Source organism: Streptomyces hilarionis (genome assembly GCF_024539675.1).
Lineage (GTDB): Bacteria > Actinomycetota > Actinomycetes > Streptomycetales > Streptomycetaceae > Streptomyces > Streptomyces hilarionis.
Genome location: NZ_JAHHIT010000038.1, coordinates 123,182 through 141,167, shown reverse-complemented (window position 1 = coordinate 141,167; position 17,986 = coordinate 123,182). Strand labels below are relative to the sequence as shown.

Below are 17,986 nucleotides of genomic sequence, written 5' to 3'. Positions count from 1 at the left end.
CGGACCCGCCCGACCCGTTCGGCCGTCAGCTCCCGGAGCCCGCGCCCGACCCGGGTCCCGGCGCGGCGCCCGCCGGGCGGGGGCCGGCGGTGTCGTACGCCTCCCGGACGGGCAGGGCCGGGGCCTCCACCGGGATCTCGACGACCTCGACCTGCTGGTGTTCGGCCGCGCCGCCCCGCCGCCGCACCCGGCCCGCGAGCAGCGGACGGCCGCCGGCGCGCAGGGCGACGGCCGTCATCGGCACGGCGACGACCAGCAGCCCCGCGCCCAGGATCAGCCCCATCACCGGGAACCCGGCCCGCGCGGACAGCACGCTCCCGGTCAGCGGCCCGGCAGCCGTGCCGAGCGAGGACGCCGATCCGACGAGCACCGCCCAGCGGCCGCGCCGGTCCAGCGAGGCGGCCAGCCCGATCAGGTAGGACAGCACGATCGGGTAGAGAGCGTTCCAGGCGATCTCGCCGGCCGCGAAGCTCAGCGGCCCGGTGGCCGACGCGGCGGCGACGACGCAGCCCGCGATGGCCACGGTCCCCACGCCGATGGGGGCCGCCCGCCCCAGCCGCGTCCCGAGCGCGCTCGCGCCCAGCACGCCCGTCAGCCCGGCCCCCAGGGCCACGGCGAAGACGACGCCGACGGCGGCCTCGGACAGCCCGGCCTGGGTCAGGCCGATGCGTCCGCTGACACCCCACAGGGAGTTCTGGACCAGCGACCAGCAGGGCATCGCGGCGGCCAGGACGATGCCGGAGCGCAGATGGGGAAGGCGGGCGAGGTCCCCGGCGCGGGGGAGGGCGCTCGCCGTGCGGTCGGGCAGCCGCCCGGTCAGCGGCCACACCGCCAGCGCGGTGAGCGCGATCGCGGCCAGCGGCTGCCCGTGTCCCGCGCCGAGGTGCGGGACCGTCAGATAGACGGCGCCCGCGAGCGCGGAGACCGCGAGCAGGCCCAGCGTGGAGGTGCGGTGCGGGTCGGGCTGGGCGGCGATCCGGGTGGCGGCCACCGTGGTGACCGTGCCGGAGCCGATCCCGCCGAGGACCGCGCCCGCGACGACGGCCGGCACGTCACCGGCGAGGGCGGCGCCGCCGTATCCGAGGACGGCGAGGGCCAGACCGAGGCGGGCCAGGGTGCGCGCCCCGGTCCGGTCGACCCGGGAGGCGAGCAGGAAGCCGGCGCAGGCCGAGGCGAGCAGCAGCGCGCTGCCGACGGCGCCGGCCTCGGTGGCGGACAGCGGGAGTCCGGCGTCCAGCCGGCCGACCACGGTCGGCAGCAGGTAGGGGGCGAGGTACCCGGCCGTGAAAAGGGCGACGACGGGCCAGGGCACGGTGGTGCGAGGGGCGAACACGGGCGTTCCAGGGCATGCGAAGGGGGCGGCACGAGAAGGGGGTTGGGCGCCGACCGTCGACGGACAGGAACGCGCGGGCAATTTGTATCAAGCACGCGGTTCGGGAAGAAGCCCGGGGTGCGTGATCTGGATCACTTCACGTTTGGTGCGCGGTTCGCCGGGTAGAAGCGCGCGTCACCGCCAGTCGGCGCCGCCGCCCGCGCCGGGCGCCATCGCCTCGATCCTCGCCCTGATCTCCCGCATCACCGCGACGATCCGCTCCTCGTGCTCCGGCGTCAGCCGGGCCACCGGCACCGAGCAGCTGATCGCGTCCTGGGCGGGGACGTCGTAGCGCAGGGCGAAGCCGAAGCCCACGATGCCGAGGACGCCCTCCTCGCGGTCCACGGAGTGGCCGCGCGCCCGCACCCCGGCGAGGTCGGCCAGCAACGCCTCCCGGCTGGTGCGGGAGTGCGGGGTGAGGGCCTCGTAGGGGCCGTCGGGCAGGTCGTCGTCCGGCCGTTCCGCGAGCAGCGCCTTGCCGAGCGCCCCGACGTGGGCGGGCAGCCGCCGCCCGACCCGGCTGATCGTGCGCCGGTACTCGTGCGACTCGCGCGTCGCCAGGTACGCCACGCCCCGGCCGTCGAGCCGGCCCAGGTGGATGGTCTCGCCCAGCGCCTCGGAGGCCTCGTCGAGGTAGGGCCGGACCAGGCGGACACGGGGGTCGGAGTCGAGGTAGCTGGTGCCGGTCAGCAGGGCGTGGATGCCGATGCCGTAGAGAGAGCCGGTGACGTCCGTGCGCACCCAGCCCCGGCCGATCAGGGTCTGGAGCAGCGCGTACATCGAGCTGCGGGGCACCCCCAGCTCGTCCGCCAGCTCCTGAAGCCGGGCGGGCCGGTCCGCGCGGGCCGCGAGCAGTTCCAGCAGCTCCACCGTGCGGGCCGCGGACTTCACCTCGCGCACGCCCCCTGTCTCCGACATGCGCCGATCGTAAGGGCCGGAGCGGCTCCATTGACGAGCGACGTTCGTGTATCTAACCTCCATTTCCATACATGGATAACGTCTACATAGGGAGATGGCGAGGGTGACCCTCGAAAGCGACGCGACCGACGCACCGGTCCGCGACACCGTCCGGCGCCTGCGGGACGGCATGACGCGCGGAGTGCTGTCCTTCCCGCTCACCAGCTTCCACGACGACGGCTCCCTCGACCCCGACGGCTTCCGCGCCCATGTCGCCGCCCAGATCGCCACCGCCCCCGGCGCCCTCTTCCCCGCCTGCGGCACCGGCGAGTTCTTCTCCCTCGACGAGGACGAGTACCGCGAGGCCGTGACGATCGCCGTCGAGGAGGCCGCCGGCCGCCTCCCCGTCGTCGCCGGCATCGGCTACGGCTGGGCCCAGGCCGCCCGCTTCGCCCGCATCGCCGAACAGGCCGGCGCCGACGCCCTCCTCGTCCTGCCGCACTACCTCGTCGCCGCCCCGCAGGACGGCCTCGTCGCCCAACTGGAGCAGATCGCCGCCCGCACCCGGCTGCCCCTCATCGCCTACCAGCGCGGCCAGGTCGCCTTCACCGCCGCGTCCCTGAAGCGCGTCGCCCGCATTCCGACCGTCATCGGCCTCAAGGACGGCCACAGCGACCTCGACCGCCTCCAGCGCCTCACCCTCGCCGCGCCCGAGGACTTCCTCTTCTTCAACGGCGCCGCCACCGCCGAGATCCAGGCCCGCGCCTACGCCACCGTCGGCGTCCCCGCCTACTCCTCCGCCGTCCACGCCTTCGCCCCCGAGATCGCGAACGCCTTCTTCACCGCCCTGCGCGACGGCGACGGCCCCGACGACAAGACGACGCAACGGCTGCTGCGCGACTTCTACGTCCCGTTCGTCGAACTGCGCGACCGCGTGCCGGGATACGCCGTGTCCCTGGTCAAGGCGGCGGCCCGGCTGCGCGGCCGCCCCGTCGGGCCCGTCCGCGCCCCGCTCACCGAGCCCTCGCCCGCCGACCTGGCCACGCTCACGACCCTCCTGAACACCGGCCTCGACCTCGTAGGAGCCGCCCTGTGAGCCCCGACCTCACCATCACCGACGTCCGCCTGACGCCGATCCTGGTCGCCGACCCGCCCCTGCTCAACACCCAGGGCGTCCACCAGCCCTACACCCCCCGGCTGATCGTCGAGGTCGAGACCGCCCACGGCGTCACCGGCGTCGGCGAGACGTACGGCGACACCAAGTACCTCGAACTGGCCCGCCCCTTCGCCCGACGACTGGCAGGACGTCAGGTCAGTGACCTCAACGGCCTGTTCACGCTCGCCGACGAGGTGTCCGTCGACGGGTCCCGCATCTCCTCCCAGGTGGACGTGGGCGGCCTGCGCGGCGTCCAGACCGCCGACAAACTGCGGCTGTCCGTCGTCTCCGCCTTCGAGGTCGCCTGCCTCGACGCCCTCGGCAAGGCGCTCGGCCTGCCCGTGCACGCCCTGCTCGGCGGCAAGGTCCGCGACGCCGTCGAGTACAGCGCCTACCTCTTCTACAAGTGGGCCGGCCACCCCGAGGGCGTCCCCGCCGAGAAGGACGACTGGGGCGCCGCCCTCGACCCGGCCTCCGTCGTCGAGCAGGCCCGGCGCTTCAAGGAGCGCCACGGCTTCACCTCCTTCAAGCTCAAGGGCGGCGTCTTCCCGCCCGACGAGGAGATCGCCGCCGTCCGCGCCCTCGCCGAGGCCTTCCCCGGCCACCCCCTGCGCCTCGACCCCAACGGCGCCTGGTCCGTGGACACCTCGCTCCGGGTCGCCCGCGAGATCGGCCACCTCCTCGAGTACCTGGAGGACCCCGCGCTCGGCACCCCGGCCATGGCCGAGGTCGCCGCGCGCACCGACGTGCCGCTCGCCACCAACATGTGCGTGACCACGTTCGCCGAGATCAAGGAGGCCTTCGCCCGCGACGCCGTCCAGGTCGTCCTGTCCGACCACCACTACTGGGGCGGGCTGCGCAACACCCGCGAACTGGCCGCCGTCTGCCGCACGTTCGGCGTGGGCGTCTCCATGCACTCCAACACCCACCTCGGGATCTCGCTGGCCGCGATGACCCATGTCGCCGCCACCGTCCCCGACCTCCACCACGCCTGCGACTCGCACTACCCCTGGCAGTCCGAGGACGTCCTCACCGAGCGCCTCGCCTTCCGGGACGGCGAGGTCGCCGTCTCCGACGCGCCCGGCCTGGGCGTCGAACTCGACCGCGACCGGCTGGGCTTCCTCCACCGCCGCTGGCTGGACGACGACGGCGCGCTGCGCGAGCGCGACGACGCGGCCGCCATGCGCGTCGCCGAACCCGGCTGGGAAACGCCCTCCGTCCCCCGCTGGTGACCCCCGGGCGCGCTCCCTCGCCGTGCCGTCGACGTCCGTGGCGCCGACCCAGGTGACGCCGGCCGACGCGCCGCCCGCCGCCGGCGCGACCGCCGTGGCCGCCCGGCCCGGCGCCACGGCGTCCCCGGCGTGACGCACCGCCCGCAGCGGGCGGCGTGGTGCACACTGGCCAGATCGGCACCACGTCAGGGAGCGCACCGTGACCGCGTCATACGCGTCCGTCGGAGAGGGACACCACCGCCACACCGGCCGGCACCGCCCGGCCGCCCGGGTCGACCCCCTGGCCGCCCGGCGCGCCCCCGACGATCCGCCCTGGGACGTCTACCTCACCGGGGACGTCTTCCTCGACATCGTCTTCACCGGACTCGACTCCGCCCCCGTGCGCGGGACCGAGTCCTGGGCGCGCGGCATGGGCTCGAGCCCCGGCGGCGTCGCCAACATGGCCACCGCGCTGGCCCGCCTCGGCCTGCGCACCTCCCTCGCCGCCGCCTTCGGCGACGACCACTACGGCGAGTACTGCTGGGACGCCCTCGCACACGGCGAGGGCATCGACCTCAGCACCTCGCGCACGGTCCCCGGCTGGCACTCCTCCGTCACCGTCTCCATGGCGTACGAGGGCGAGCGCACCATGGTCTCGCACGGCCACGAACCGCCCCCCGAGGAACCGGCGCCCGAGTTCCCCCCGCACGCCCGCGCCGCCGTCGCCTCCCTCACCCCCGGCCGGAGCGCCCCCTGGATCGCCCAGGCCGCGAGCCGGGGCACCCGCGTCTTCGCCGACGTCGGCTGGGACGACACCGGCGCCTGGGACCTGGCCGGCCTCACCGACCTGGAGCACTGCGAGGCCTTCCTGCCGAACGCGGAGGAGGCCATGCGCTACACCGGCGAAGCCTGCCCCCGGGCGGCCGCCCACGCCCTCACCGCCCACGTGCCGCTCGCGGTCGTCACGCTCGGCGCGGACGGCGCGTACGCGGTCGACCGGCGCACCGGAGAGTCCGCCGAGGTCCCGGCCATCGCCGTCGAGGCCCTCGACCCCACCGGCGCGGGGGACGTCTTCGTGGCCGGCTTCGTCACCGGCACCCTGGCCGACTGGCCGCTCGCCGACCGCCTGGCCTTCGCCGGCCTCACCGCCGCCCTGTCCGTCCAGGAGTTCGGCGGCTCGCTCTCGGCCCCCGGCTGGTCCGAGATCGCCGCCTGGTGGCGCAAGGTCCAGTCGGTGCCCGGCCAGGACCCCGAGGCGCTGCGGCGGTACGCGTTCCTGGAACGCCTGCTGCCGGCGCTGCTCCCCGAGGCGCAGGACGCGGCCCCCTGGCCGCTGCGCCGGGCCGTTCCGACGATCGGTTTCGGCCGTTCGGCGTAGGGCGTGTTTCGAAAGTCCCGTCTGCCCGGCGACGCCTGGCACGCACTCCCCCGGAGGGGGCACCCCCAGCCGCGTTGTCGGGATCACCCCGATACAACCAGTATCGGGGTGACCCTCCGCCTTGCGATCGCACGCACCAGACGCCGCCGGGCCCGCCCTCCGGGCGGACGACGCTACTTTCGAAACACGCCCTAGCCGCGCGGGCGGCGGCCGGGCATGACAAAACCACTACGGCGTTGTCAGCCCCCTGGCGTACCCTTGAACTCGCCAGGCCGCCCTCGTGGCGGGCACACGCATCCGGGAGGACGTAGAGGCCCTCGGGCCGGTCTATGACTGAGACACCCACAGCTCAGACGCCCGCGCAGGGCAAGGCGAGAGCACAGTTCACCGTTCCCGCCCAGCACCCCATGGTGACCGTGCTGGGTTCCGGCGACTCCCTCCTGCGCGTGATCGAGACGGCCTTCCCGGCGGCCGACATCCACGTCCGGGGCAACGAGATCAGCGCGACGGGCGACGTGCGGGAAGTCGCCCTCGTCCAGCGCTTGTTCGACGAGATGATGCTGGTGCTCCGCACCGGGCAGCCGATGACGGAGGACGCAGTGGAACGCTCGATCGCCATGCTGCGGGCGAGTGAGAACGGGACGAGTGACGGCCAGGAGACCCCGGCCGAGGTTCTGACGCAGAACATCCTGTCCTCACGCGGCCGCACCATCAGACCCAAGACCCTCAACCAGAAGCGGTACGTCGACGCGATCGACAAGCACACGATCGTCTTCGGCATCGGCCCCGCGGGCACCGGCAAGACCTACCTGGCCATGGCCAAGGCGGTCCAGGCCCTCCAGTCCAAGCAGGTCAACCGCATCATCCTGACCCGCCCCGCGGTCGAGGCCGGCGAGCGCCTCGGCTTCCTCCCCGGCACCCTGTACGAGAAGATCGACCCCTACCTGCGCCCGCTGTACGACGCGCTGCACGACATGCTGGACCCGGACTCGATCCCGAAGCTGATGGCGGCGGGGACCATCGAGGTCGCGCCGCTGGCGTACATGAGGGGCCGTACGCTCAACGACGCCTTCATCATCCTGGACGAGGCCCAGAACACGAGCCCCGAGCAGATGAAGATGTTCCTGACCCGGCTCGGCTTCGACTCGAAGATCGTGATCACGGGCGACGTGACGCAGGTCGACCTGCCGGGCGGCACCAAGTCGGGGCTGCGGCAGGTGCAGGACATCCTGGACGGCGTCGACGACGTGCACTTCTCCCGCCTGTCGTCCCAGGACGTCGTCCGGCACAAGCTGGTCGGCCGTATCGTCGACGCGTACGAGAAGTACGACAGCGATAACGGTACGGAGAACGGCGCCCACAAGGGCGGCCGCACCAAGCGGAAGTAGACAAGCCAGCACCATGTCGATCGACGTCAACAACGAGTCCGGAACCGAGGTCGACGAGCAGGCGATCCTCGACATCGCCCGCTACGCGCTCGCGCGGATGCGCATCCACCCGCTCTCCGAGCTCTCGGTGATCGTCGTGGACGCCGACGCCATGGAGCAGCTGCACATCCAGTGGATGGACCTGCCCGGCCCGACGGACGTCATGTCCTTCCCGATGGACGAGCTGCGGCCGCCGTCGAAGGACGACGACGAGCCGCCGCAGGGACTCCTCGGCGACATCGTGCTGTGCCCCGAGGTCGCCGCCCGGCAGGGCACGGAGGCGCCGACGCAGCACTCCATGGACGAGGAGCTCCAACTGCTCACCGTCCACGGGGTGCTGCACCTGCTCGGCTACGACCACGAGGAGCCCGACGAGAAGGCCGAGATGTTCGGTCTCCAGGCCGCCATCGTGGACGGCTGGCGTGCGGAGAAGGGCCTGACCGGTCCCTCCCCGGCCCCGACCGTCTCATGAGTCCCGGTCTCGTCGCCGGCGCGATCGCCCTGGTCGTCGTCGCCTGGCTCGCCGCCTGCGCGGAGGCGGGCCTCGCGCGCGTCTCCAGCTTCCGCGCCGAGGAGGCCGTGCGCTCCGGGCGGCGGGGCAGCGCCAAGCTCGCGCAGATCGCCGCCGACCCGACCCGCTACCTCAACGTGGCGCTGCTGGTCCGGGTCGCGTGCGAGATGGCAGCGGCGGCGCTGGTCACCTACGCGTGCCTGCGGCAGATCGACGGCACCGCCCCCGCGCTGCTCGCGGCGATCGGCGTGATGGTCCTCGTCTCGTACGTCGCCGTCGGCGTGTCCCCGCGGACCATCGGCCGCCAGCACCCGCTGAACACGGCGACGGCGGCCGCGTACGTGCTGCTCCCGCTGGCCCGGATCATGGGCCCGATCCCGTCGCTGCTGATCCTCATCGGCAACGCGCTGACCCCGGGCAAGGGCTTCCGGCGCGGCCCGTTCGCCTCCGAGGCGGAGCTGCGCGCGCTGGTCGACCTGGCCGAGAAGGAGTCGCTGATCGAGGACGACGAGCGCCGCATGGTGCACTCCGTCTTCGAGCTGGGCGACACCCTGGTGCGCGAGGTCATGGTCCCGCGGACCGACCTCGTGGTCATCGAGCGCTTCAAGACCATCCGTCAGGCCCTGACCCTCGCCCTGCGCTCCGGCTTCTCCCGCATACCCGTGACCGGCGAGAACGAGGACGACATCGTCGGCATCGTGTATCTGAAGGACCTGGTCCGCAAGACGCACATCAGCCGCGACGCCGAGGGCGAACTGGTGTCGACGGCCATGCGGCCCGCCGCGTTCGTGCCCGACACGAAGAACGCCGGCGACCTGCTGCGCGAGATGCAGCAGGACCGCAACCACGTCGCCGTCGTCATCGACGAGTACGGCGGCACGGCCGGCATCGTCACCATCGAGGACATCCTCGAGGAGATCGTCGGCGAGATCACCGACGAGTACGACCGCGAACTGCCGCCCGTGGAGGAGCTCGGCGACGACCGCTACCGGGTCACCGCCCGCCTCGACATCACCGACCTGGGCGAGCTGTACGGCCTGGAGGAGTACGACGACGAGGACGTGGAGACCGTCGGCGGACTGCTGGCCAAGGCCCTGGGCCGGGTGCCCATCGCCGGGGCGTCCTCCGAGGTGGAGCTGCCCGACGGACGCAAGCTGCGACTGACGGCGGAGGCCGCGGCCGGCCGCCGCAACAAGATCGTGACGGTGCTGGTGGAGCCGGTGGACCCGGTGGACCGGCCGGAGGAGGAGACGAGTCCCGAGTGACGCCCGAGCAGCTGCGCTCCTTCTGCCTGTCCTTCAACGCGGTGACCGAGGAGTTCCCCTTCCGGCCGGAGATCGCGGTCTTCAAGGTCCTGGGCAAGATGTTCGCGCTGAGCTGGTCCGGCGAGCGGCCGCTGAAGGTCAACCTCAAGTGCGACCCCGAGGACGCGGTGCGGCTGCGCGCGGACCATCCGGGCCTGATCGACCCCGGTTACCACATGAACAAACGACACTGGAACACCGTCACGGTCGACGGCGGCCTCCCGGACCGGCTGGTCAGGGAGCTGATCGAGGACTCCTACGACCTGGTGGTGGCGGGTCTGCCGCGGGCCGAGCGGCTGCGCCTGGACCGGTCGTGACGCGAGGCCCCCGGGCCGTGCCGGACGCACCCCTCGTCCCGGCGGGCGGGCCGTCCCTTCGTATGCTCGGGGCATGACCGACAGCAACGCGCTCGACCCCGAGGACCACAAGATCGTCACCCTGGCCCGTTCCGCGCGGGCCCGCAACGGTGTGCCGGAGGGCGCCGCCGTGCGGGACGACACGGGGCGCACCTACGTCGCCGCGACGGTGGAGCTGCCGTCGCTGCGGCTGAGCGCGTTGCGCACGGCGGTGGCGATGGCGGTGGCGTCCGGCGCGCGGTCGCTGGAGGCGGCGGCGGTGGTGACGTCGTCGGAGGGGGCCGCAGCGGACGATCTCGCCGCCGTGCGGGACCTCGGCGGGCCCGGGACGCCGGTGCTGCTGGCCGCGCCGGACGGCACGGTCCGCCTGACCCTCTCCACGGACTGACCCTCACCGACCCTCTTCGCGGGCCTGCCCCCCCGGGGGCGGCCGGCCCGCGCGGTACGGCCGCCCCGCTGCCGAGCCGCGCGGGGCGAGCGCCGCAACTAGGCCGGAATTCGGCCTTGCCGTGCCCCGGTCCGTCCCGCGTCAATGAGACCGTAACTTCCGACGGACCGTCAGATCCACCCCCCACCGGCACCGGTGTCCGCACCCACCCGTCCCGTTTTCGGCCGTCCGTCTCCCCACATCCGGGAAGGAGCCGGAAACATCATGAGAGGCAAACGAATCGGATCAGGTGCGGCACTGCTGGCCGGGGCCCTCGCGGTCACCGGGCTGGCGTTCGCGCCCTCCGCCGCCGCCGTCACTCCGACGACGGCGACCACGACCGCGAACTGCGGTCTGTTCGGCGGCGGCGCCGCCACCCTCACGGCCACCCAGAGCGGCACCGCGGCCACCCTCACCCTGTCGTCCACCGCGATCACCGCGCCGATCCCGATCGGCGCGAACAGCATCAGCTCGACGCTCACCATGGCGAACTCGACCGGCGCCGCCCGCGTCTTCAGCGGCACGGTCAACCCCGCCATGGCCACCGGCGCCCCGATCGTGGTCGGGCCGCTCAACGGGACCGTGGCCGCCGGTGACAGCCTCGACTTCTACAAGGGCTCCCTGAAGATGGTCGTCTTCGGGATCACCGTCACCTGTACGGCCTCCGGGCCGCAGGCGCCCGGACCGTTCGTGTTCTGACCGACACCCTCCCGGAACGGCGCCAACGGACCGTCAGCCGCACTGCCCCAGCAGGAAGCTGACGGTCCATCAGGTGACCGCGCCGTTTCCCTTGACTTCTCGTGCGATCGGCATCTCAATGCCCCCTGTCGGCGCAGAAGAGCCGCTGCGCCCGCACTCCCCGGAGGAGGGGGCAACCATGGCTTCACCCCTGAGGTCCCGAAGGACCCGAAGTTCGCGAAGACGGCGCTGGGCATCGCTGCTCGGGGTCACCGTGCTCGCGCTCACCGCGGGGGGCGCGCTGGCGTGCCCCGCCGGCGCCGCGACCGATGTCAGCTTCCCCACGCACTGCATCCCGCCCGCCATCGCGGGCCTCCCGCCGATCGACGGCACCACCACCGCGAAGATCACCGCGGACAGGACCAGCGCCAAGGTCGGCGACACCGTCACCGTCACGTACACGGTGGTCACGCCCGCCGCCAACAACCCCACCGATCTCGCCCTGCCGGCCGACATCATGACGCCGACGGGCAAGGTCACCCTCGGCGGCGCGCAGACCGGCAGCGTCACCGTCACCGGCCCCAAGAAGAACGACCCGGTGCCCGGCAAGGGCGTCTTCCCGTCGTTCTCCATGACGGGCACCTTCACGGTCACCACGCCCGGCGCGATCACCCTCTCGCCCGGCGACTACAACATCCACACCAGCTACATCCTGGAACTGGACACGCCCTGCACGGTGACCAACCCGCCGGCCCCGGTGTCGGAGACGGTCACGGCGGCCGACAACCCGCCCGCCAACACCCGTGCCATCTCCCTGGGTTCGGCCTCCGGCGCGCCCGGCGCGGCCGTCTCCGTCAGCGGCAGCGGCTTCACCGCGGGCGCGTCGGTGACGCTCGCCGGCCGCTCCGGGTCCGCCCAGACCGCGGACAAGGCGACCGTGACCGCCGACGCCCAGGGCAGGATCTCCGGCTCGCTCGCCGTCAACGACCTCACCACGACCGGTGTGGTGGCGTACGAGGGCGGCGCCTGGAGTGCGGACCTCGGCGCCGGACCGGTCGCCTACGTCGTGATCGACGACCATCCCGTGCCGGCCGGCAGCCAGAAGGTGACCACCACGGTCCGGGCGGGCACGCTGTCGATGTCCCAGGCCGGGGACGCCGTCCAGCTGTCCGCGGTCCAGTTCGGACAGGGCGGGGCCTCGACCGGCGCCCTGCAGACCGTCACCGTCAAGGACTTCCGCGGCGGCCCCGCGGGCTGGTCCCTGACCGGCAAGGTCACCGACTTCAGCGGCCCCGGCGCCAAGATCGACGCCGGCAAGCTGAGCTGGACGCCCACGTGCACGACCAAGGCGGGCAGCCCGAGCACCTGTCAGGCCGGCTCGGCGGGCACCGTCGGCGCCTCGGGGGCGACCCTGGCGTCCACGCCCGACGGCACGGCCACCGGCGGCGAGTTCACCGCCGACGCGCAACTGTCCCTCGACGTACCGGCGTTCACGCCCGCGGGCAGCTACGCCGGCGTCCTGACCCTGACACTCACCTGAGCGTACGCATCACGTCCACCGGTGGCCGGGCGACCACCCCGCAGGGGGTCCGCACCCGCCCGTCCGCCCAGTCGGCGAGGGGTCCGCACCCATGCGCAAGCCGCACGTCCTCCTCCTGCCTCTCCTGCTCGTCGTACCCCTCCTGACCTCCCTGCTCGGCCTGCTGTCCGCCGCGCCCGCCCGGGCCGCCGACAACGGCAGCTGGTCCGTCTACCCCGTCTCCTCGGCCGTCGCCGCACGGCCGTACTTCTACGTGTCCGCCGACCCCGGGCAGACGATCGAGGACAAGGTCGTCGTCGCCAACAAGACGGCCCGGCCCCTGTCGTTCCGGCTGTACGCGGCCGACGCCTACAACACGGCGCGCGACGGCGGGTTCGCCGTGAAGTCGCTGGGCGAGCGGATGCGGGGCGTGGGCGCGTGGGCGAAGCTCCCGCGGGACCGGGTCACCGTCCCCGGCGGCGAAACCGTCACCGTGCCGTTCACCGTCGAGGTGCCCGAGGGCGCCGAACCCGGCGACCACCCGGGAGCGATCGTCGCCCTCGACGAACGGGTCGACGACGGCGGCGGCTCCCTGGCGCTCGGCGTGCAGCGCGCGGTCGGCGCCCGGGTCTACCTCCAGGTCGGCGGGCCCGCCCTGCCGGCCCTGGCCGTCGAGAACGTGCGGGTCGACCACCACCAGCCGGTGATCCCCGGCACCGGCGACAGCACGGCGACGATCTCCTACACGCTGCACAACACCGGGAACGTCACCCTGGAACCCGCGGTGCGGCTGACGGCGAGCGGCCTGTTCGGCCGCACCCTGCTCACCCGGGACCTGAAGAAGGTCCCCTCCCAGCTGCTCCCGGGCCAGCGCGTGCGCCTCACCGAACGCTGGACCGGCGCCCCCCAGCTCGACCGGGCGCACGTCACGCTGACGGCGAGCGCCACCAGGACGACGGAGTCGGCGACGGCGTCCTTCCTCGCGGTGCCGTGGGCGGCGCTGGGGACGGTGGCGGCGCTGCTCGCGGCAGCGGTGTGGCTCCTGGTCAGACGCCGGCGAGGCCGCCCCGAGGGGACGCGGGGAACCGCGCGTCCGGCCCCCGCGAGCCCGCGGCCGAACCTCAGCCGGACCGGCGGGGGCTAGAGCGCGTCCGGCCCGCGCTCGCCCGTGCGCACCCGCACGACCGTCTCGACCGGCACGGCCCACACCTTGCCGTCGCCGATCTTGCCGGTGTGCGCGGCGCGCACGATCGCGTCGATCACGGTCTCGGAGTCGGCGTCCTCGACGACCACCTCGATACGGACCTTGGGCACGAGGTCGACCCGGTACTCGGCCCCCCGGTACACCTCGGTGTGGCCGCGCTGGCGGCCGTAGCCGCTGGCCTCGGTCACGGTCAGGCCGTGCACGCCGAGCTCCTGCAGGGCCGTCTTGACCTCGTCGAGGCGGTAGGGCTTGACGATCGCGGTGATGAGCTTCATTCCTGTGGCTTGACCTTCTGGGCGGAGAGGAGGGAGTGCGCGGAGACCGGGGCGCCGTGGCCCAGGACGCCGTGATCGTATGCCGTCTCGGCGTGCACCGTAAGGTCCAGCCCGGTGTGCTCGTGGTCCTCGTCCGCCCGCAGTCCGATCACCGCGTCGAGCGCCTTGCCGATGCCGAACGTCACGGTGAAGGCGTATGTCCCGACGACGGCCACGGCGACCAGCTGCCTGCCGAGCTGGGCGAGGCCGCCGCCGTACAGCAGGCCGTGCGTGCCGCCGGTCATGGTGTCCACCGCGAAGACGCCGATGAGGAGCGTGCCGATGACGCCGCCCACCAGGTGCACGCCGACCACGTCGAGGGAGTCGTCGTAGTTCAGCTTGAACTTCCAGCTCACGGCGTACGAGCAGACGACGCCGGCGGCCAGGCCCACCGCCAGCGCGCCGAGCAGGGAGACCGAGCCGCACGAGGGCGTGATCGCCACCAGGCCCGCGACCGCGCCCGAGGCCGCGCCCAGCGTCGTCGGGTGGCCGTCGCGCTTCTGCTCGACGAACAGCCAGCCCAGCAGGCCGGTGCAGCCCGCGGCGAGGGTGTTGAGGAAGGCGGCCGCCGCCAGGCCGTTCGCGCCCAGGGCGGAGCCCGCGTTGAACCCGAACCAGCCGAACCAGAGCAGGCCCGCGCCCAGCATCACCATGGGCAGGTTGTGCGGCCGCATCGCGTCCTTCTTGAAGCCCAGGCGCGGGCCCAGGACCAGGCACAACGCCAGACCGGAGGCGCCCGAGGCGATCTCGACCGGAAGGCCGCCGGCGAAGTCCAGCGCGCCGAGCCGGTCCAGGATCCAGCCACCGGGGCCCCAGACCCAGTGCGCGACGGGAACGTATACGAGGAGCGTCCAGACCGGCACGAAGACCAGCCACGCCCCGAACTTCGCCCGGTCCGCGATCGCGCCGCTGATCAGCGCGGCCGTGACGATCGCGAAGGTGAGCTGGAAGGTGGCGAACAGGAGGGTGGGGACGGTGCCCTGGACGCTGTCCGGACCCAGCCCCGCCATGCCGGCGTGGTCCAGGCCGCCGATAAGTCCGCCCGCCACGTCGCCGCCGAAGGCGAGGGAGTAGCCGGCCGCCAGCCACACCACGGTGACGAGCGCGATCGACACGAAGCTCATCATGAGCATGTTGAGGACGCTCTTCGTGCGGACCATGCCGCCGTAGAAGAGCGCCAGACCCGGGGTCATCAGCAGGACGAGGGCGGTGGCGGCGAGCAGCCAGGCGGTGTCACCGGTGTTCGCGTGGGCGGCGGCCAGAGTCACGGGGTCTCCAACGGTGCGGGGGCTCGTCAGAGGTTCACCGCCCCGCGTTTCCGGCTGTGCACGGACATGTTTCCGTGACGTTTCGTTGCGTGGAGGTTTCCGGGAGCTCACCGGCGAGGGCCGTGCCGCTCGTGTGTACGGCGGGGCTTCGTGAATCAGGGAGAATGGGGGCCATGAGCGTTCGCAACCTGTCATCCGAGCAGTCGGCCGAGTCCGCCCACCGTGCCGGCTTCGCCTGCTTCGTGGGCCGCCCCAACGCCGGCAAGTCCACCCTCACGAACGCTCTGGTCGGGAAGAAGGTGGCGATCACCTCCAACCGTCCGCAGACCACCCGGCACACGGTCCGGGGCATCGTGCACCGCCCCGAGGCCCAGCTGATCCTGGTGGACACCCCGGGGCTGCACAAGCCGCGCACACTGCTGGGCGAGCGGCTGAACGACGTCGTGCGCACCACCTGGGCCGAGGTCGACGTCATCGGCTTCTGCCTGCCGGCCAACGAGAAGCTGGGCCCCGGCGACCGGTTCATCGCCAAGGAGCTCGCCGGGATCAAGCGCACCCCGAAGATCGCCGTCGTCACCAAGACCGACCTCGTGGACTCCAAGGCCCTCGCCGAGCAGCTCATCGCCATCGACCAGCTCGGCAAGGAGCTGGGCATCGAGTGGGCGCAGATCGTGCCGGTCTCGGCGGTCGCCGGGGCGCAGGTCGAACTGCTGGCCGACCTGCTCATCCCGATGCTGCCGGACAGCCCGCCGCTGTACCCCGAGGGCGACCTGACGGACGAGCCCGAGCAGGTGATGGTCGCCGAGCTGATCCGCGAGGCGGCCCTGGAGGGCGTCCGCGACGAGCTGCCGCACTCCATCGCGGTCGTCGTCGAGGAGATGCTCCCGCGCGAGGACCGGCCCGCCGACAAGCCGCTCCTCGACATCCACGCCAACATCTACATCGAGCGCCCCAGCCAGAAGGGCATCATCATCGGCCCCAAGGGCAAGCGCCTGAAGGACGTCGGCATCAAGTCCCGCAAGCAGATCGAGGCCCTCCTCGGCACGCCCGTCTTCCTGGACCTGCACGTGAAGGTCGCCAAGGACTGGCAGCGCGACCCGAAGCAGTTGCGCAAGCTGGGCTTCTAGACGCCCTGCGGGGACATGTCCTGGAGGCCCACCACGCGCAGCAGAGCGAGCCGCGCGTGGGCCTCGGTGCCCGGGCGGGCCGTGTGGATCACCAGGAGCTGGTGGTGCTCGTGGCTGAGCAGGACCTCGCAGTCCAGCTCCAGCAGGCCCACCACGGGATGCAGGAAGCGTTTCGTCGCCCGGTGGCGCAGGGACACCTCGTGCTCGTCCCACAGCCGGGCGAACTCCTCGCTCCCGGCGCGGAGTTCGGCCACCAGCGCGGCCGGTTCCGGGTCGCCGGGGCGCGCGGCGGTCACCGCGCGCAGGTTGGCCACATGGACGCGGGCGTGCTCCTCCCGGTCCTCCGGCGGGAACAGACCGCGGGCCTCGCGGTCCAGGAAGTAGCGGCGGAGCAGGTTGCGCTCGCGCCGGGGGCGGGACATCACGTCCAAGGTCAGCGCCCGGGCCATCGCGTTCTGCGCCAGGACCTCGCCGCAGTCGGTCACCACCTGCGCGGGTGTGTCGTCCAGCCGGTCCAGGATCAGCAGCAGCCCCGGCGCCACGTGCCGCGACGACCTCCCGTGGCGCGGCGGCTCCTCGCCGGCCAGGTGGAACAGGTGGTCGCGTTCGACGTCGGTGAGGCGCAGAGCGCGGGCCAGCGCCGCCAGCATCTGCCGCGACGGCCGCGGACCCCGGCACTGCTCCAGCCGCGTGTAGTAGTCCACCGACATGCCGGCCAGCTGCGCCACCTCCTCGCGCCGCAGCCCCGGCGTGCGGCGGCGGGCGCCCGGCACGAGACCCACGTCCGAGGGGGCCAGACGGGCGCGTTCGCGGCGCAGGAAGTCGGCGAGTTCGGTTCGGTTCACCTCTCCAGGCTGCGCCAGGCCGCCCCTGTTATCCAGGGACTGCCGGTCCCCTGATCGACGGGTCTCTCCCGGCCCGGCCCGCTCCGTCCGAGGCTGGGCGCACCGGACAAGAGGAGTGGACGACGATGCTGACACTGGTGACGGGCACGACGGGACAGGTCGGCCGGAGGTTCGTGCCGAGGCTGCTGGCGCAGGCACGGCCGGGGGAGCGGGTGCGGGTGCTGGTGCGGGACGCCGCCCGCGCGGAGCGCTTCGCCGAGCTCGGCGCCGAGATCGTCACCGGCGATCTGCGGGACGCGGAGGCGCTCGGCCGGGCGGTGGCCGGGGCGGACGCGGTGGTGAACGTCGCGGCGGCGTTCCGAGGCGTCCCCGACGACGAGGCGCGGGCCGTCAACCTGGACGCGGCCGTCGCACTCGGCCGCGCCGCGCTCGCCGGTGGCGTCCGGCGCTTCGTCCAGGTCAGCACGGGACTGGTGTACGGCCTGGGCCGGGGCCGCCCGCTGACCGAGGAGGACGAGACGCGGCCCGGCGGCGCGTGGTGGGGCGCCTACCCGGAGTCGAAGGCGCAGGCCGAGCGGCAGCTGCTCGCCATGGAGGGCCTGGACGTGCGCGTCGCCCGGCTCCCCTTCGTCTACGGCGAGGGGGACCCGCATCTCGCCCAGGCGCTGACCTGGGCCGGGCGGTGGGCGGCGGCCCAGCGGCTGCACATGGGCCACCACGCCGACGTGGCCCAGGGCCTGCTGCGCCTCCTGCACGCGCCGGGCATCGCCGGCCGGATCTACAACGTCGCCGACGACGCCCCCGTCACCGCGGTGGAACTGCACCGGCTGAACGGGGCCGCCGTCCCGGCCGAGCTGCACGAGCGCACCGACCCCGACCCGTTCTTCCAGGTGATGTCGACCGAGCGCATACGCCGTGAGCTCGGCTACCGCCCGCTCTATCCGAGCGTGTACGCGGCCCGCGCGGCCGGAGCCCTCTGACCGCCCGGGCCC

At 73.2% G+C, this 17,986-nt stretch carries 18 protein-coding genes; 13 read left to right on the top strand and 5 right to left on the bottom strand.

The features are described from left to right. Window positions 1-25: 25 nt before the first annotated feature. The gene (locus KMS84_RS07495) at window positions 26-1,333 is read right to left on the bottom strand and encodes an MFS transporter (protein ID WP_256915280.1); all 1,308 of its coding nucleotides are present in this window, start codon (window positions 1,331-1,333) and stop codon (window positions 26-28) included. A 174-nt stretch (window positions 1,334-1,507) separates the two neighbouring features. After that, on the bottom strand, window positions 1,508-2,290 hold the full coding sequence (locus KMS84_RS07490; RefSeq protein WP_256915279.1) for an IclR family transcriptional regulator: 783 nt from the start codon (window positions 2,288-2,290) through the stop codon (window positions 1,508-1,510). A 94-nt stretch (window positions 2,291-2,384) separates the two neighbouring features. On the opposite strand from KMS84_RS07490, the gene KMS84_RS07485 reads away from it, so the two are divergent. The 11 genes from KMS84_RS07485 (at window position 2,385) to KMS84_RS07435 (ending at window position 13,380) form a co-directional block, all read left to right on the top strand. Continuing rightward, window positions 2,385-3,365, top strand: a complete 981-nt coding sequence (locus tag KMS84_RS07485; protein WP_256915278.1) for a 5-dehydro-4-deoxyglucarate dehydratase — start codon at window positions 2,385-2,387, stop codon at window positions 3,363-3,365. Next, entirely contained in the window at window positions 3,362-4,657 is a 1,296-nt protein-coding gene (locus KMS84_RS07480; protein WP_256915277.1) for a glucarate dehydratase family protein, read from the top strand. The genes KMS84_RS07485 and KMS84_RS07480 overlap by 4 nt, the downstream gene beginning before the upstream one ends. A 199-nt stretch (window positions 4,658-4,856) precedes the next feature. Next, window positions 4,857-6,014, top strand: coding sequence for a carbohydrate kinase family protein (locus KMS84_RS07475; protein WP_256915276.1), 1,158 nt, complete (start codon window positions 4,857-4,859; stop codon window positions 6,012-6,014). Window positions 6,015-6,343: 329 nt separating this feature from the next. Next, on the top strand, window positions 6,344-7,402 hold the full coding sequence (locus tag KMS84_RS07470) for a PhoH family protein (RefSeq protein ID WP_256915275.1): 1,059 nt from the start codon (window positions 6,344-6,346) through the stop codon (window positions 7,400-7,402). Window positions 7,403-7,415: 13 nt separating this feature from the next. Further along, window positions 7,416-7,913 (top strand): rRNA maturation RNase YbeY, encoded by a 498-nt coding sequence (gene ybeY, locus KMS84_RS07465; protein ID WP_256915274.1) that lies wholly within the window; start codon window positions 7,416-7,418, stop codon window positions 7,911-7,913. After that, window positions 7,910-9,217 carry a hemolysin family protein gene (locus tag KMS84_RS07460; RefSeq protein ID WP_256915273.1) on the top strand — a complete coding sequence of 436 codons (1,308 nt, stop codon included), beginning with the start codon at window positions 7,910-7,912 and terminating at the stop codon, window positions 9,215-9,217. Before ybeY ends, KMS84_RS07460 begins: the two co-directional genes overlap by 4 nt. After that, on the top strand, window positions 9,214-9,573 hold the full coding sequence (locus KMS84_RS07455) for an MmcQ/YjbR family DNA-binding protein (protein ID WP_256915272.1): 360 nt from the start codon (window positions 9,214-9,216) through the stop codon (window positions 9,571-9,573). Before KMS84_RS07460 ends, KMS84_RS07455 begins: the two co-directional genes overlap by 4 nt. A 73-nt stretch (window positions 9,574-9,646) precedes the next feature. After that, a complete protein-coding gene (locus KMS84_RS07450; RefSeq protein ID WP_256915271.1) occupies window positions 9,647-10,000 on the top strand; it encodes a cytidine deaminase in 354 nt (117 codons plus the stop codon). 264 nt (window positions 10,001-10,264) lie between these two features. Next, entirely contained in the window at window positions 10,265-10,738 is a 474-nt protein-coding gene (locus KMS84_RS07445; protein ID WP_256915270.1) for a hypothetical protein, read from the top strand. Window positions 10,739-10,916: 178 nt separating this feature from the next. Further along, window positions 10,917-12,257 carry a beta-xylosidase gene (locus KMS84_RS07440; protein WP_256915269.1) on the top strand — a complete coding sequence of 447 codons (1,341 nt, stop codon included), beginning with the start codon at window positions 10,917-10,919 and terminating at the stop codon, window positions 12,255-12,257. A 91-nt stretch (window positions 12,258-12,348) separates the two neighbouring features. After that, entirely contained in the window at window positions 12,349-13,380 is a 1,032-nt protein-coding gene (locus tag KMS84_RS07435) for a WxL protein peptidoglycan domain-containing protein (protein WP_256915268.1), read from the top strand. Here the strand turns inward: KMS84_RS07435 and KMS84_RS07430 are convergent. Then, window positions 13,377-13,715 (bottom strand): P-II family nitrogen regulator, encoded by a 339-nt coding sequence (locus KMS84_RS07430; protein ID WP_256915267.1) that lies wholly within the window; start codon window positions 13,713-13,715, stop codon window positions 13,377-13,379. The genes KMS84_RS07435 and KMS84_RS07430 overlap by 4 nt on opposite strands. Then, window positions 13,712-15,022, bottom strand: coding sequence for an ammonium transporter (locus KMS84_RS07425; RefSeq protein ID WP_256915266.1), 1,311 nt, complete (start codon window positions 15,020-15,022; stop codon window positions 13,712-13,714). Before KMS84_RS07425 ends, KMS84_RS07430 begins: the two co-directional genes overlap by 4 nt. A 173-nt stretch (window positions 15,023-15,195) precedes the next feature. Here KMS84_RS07425 and era point away from each other — a divergent pair, with 173 nt between their 5' ends. Further along, window positions 15,196-16,149, top strand: coding sequence for a GTPase Era (gene era / locus KMS84_RS07420; protein ID WP_256915265.1), 954 nt, complete (start codon window positions 15,196-15,198; stop codon window positions 16,147-16,149). On the opposite strand, the gene KMS84_RS07415 is transcribed toward era, so the two are convergent. Next, a complete protein-coding gene (locus KMS84_RS07415) occupies window positions 16,146-16,994 on the bottom strand; it encodes a helix-turn-helix transcriptional regulator (protein ID WP_256915264.1) in 849 nt (282 codons plus the stop codon). The two genes, era and KMS84_RS07415, sit on opposite strands and share 4 nt — an antisense overlap. 125 nt (window positions 16,995-17,119) lie before the next feature. On the opposite strand from KMS84_RS07415, the gene KMS84_RS07410 reads away from it, so the two are divergent. Next, window positions 17,120-17,974, top strand: coding sequence for an NAD-dependent epimerase/dehydratase family protein (locus KMS84_RS07410; protein WP_256915263.1), 855 nt, complete (start codon window positions 17,120-17,122; stop codon window positions 17,972-17,974). The last annotated feature ends 12 nt before the right edge of the window (window positions 17,975-17,986 follow it).

Bases quoted from the DNA above. Each gene is read 5' to 3' on its own strand.
- KMS84_RS07450 (WP_256915271.1), top strand. From the start codon at position 9,647: ATGACCGACAGCAACGCGCTCGACCCCGAGGACCACAAGATCGTCACC.
- KMS84_RS07490 (WP_256915279.1), bottom strand. From the start codon at position 2,290: ATGTCGGAGACAGGGGGCGTGCGCGAGGTGAAGTCCGCGGCCCGCACG.
- KMS84_RS07440 (WP_256915269.1), top strand. From the start codon at position 10,917: ATGGCTTCACCCCTGAGGTCCCGAAGGACCCGAAGTTCGCGAAGACGG.
- KMS84_RS07485 (WP_256915278.1), top strand. From the start codon at position 2,385: ATGGCGAGGGTGACCCTCGAAAGCGACGCGACCGACGCACCGGTCCGC.
- KMS84_RS07460 (WP_256915273.1), top strand. From the start codon at position 7,910: ATGAGTCCCGGTCTCGTCGCCGGCGCGATCGCCCTGGTCGTCGTCGCC.
- ybeY (WP_256915274.1), top strand. From the start codon at position 7,416: ATGTCGATCGACGTCAACAACGAGTCCGGAACCGAGGTCGACGAGCAG.
- KMS84_RS07470 (WP_256915275.1), top strand. From the start codon at position 6,344: ATGACTGAGACACCCACAGCTCAGACGCCCGCGCAGGGCAAGGCGAGA.
- era (WP_256915265.1), top strand. From the start codon at position 15,196: ATGAGCGTTCGCAACCTGTCATCCGAGCAGTCGGCCGAGTCCGCCCAC.
- KMS84_RS07430 (WP_256915267.1), bottom strand. From the start codon at position 13,715: ATGAAGCTCATCACCGCGATCGTCAAGCCCTACCGCCTCGACGAGGTC.
- KMS84_RS07435 (WP_256915268.1), top strand. From the start codon at position 12,349: ATGCGCAAGCCGCACGTCCTCCTCCTGCCTCTCCTGCTCGTCGTACCC.
- KMS84_RS07445 (WP_256915270.1), top strand. From the start codon at position 10,265: ATGAGAGGCAAACGAATCGGATCAGGTGCGGCACTGCTGGCCGGGGCC.
- KMS84_RS07410 (WP_256915263.1), top strand. From the start codon at position 17,120: ATGCTGACACTGGTGACGGGCACGACGGGACAGGTCGGCCGGAGGTTC.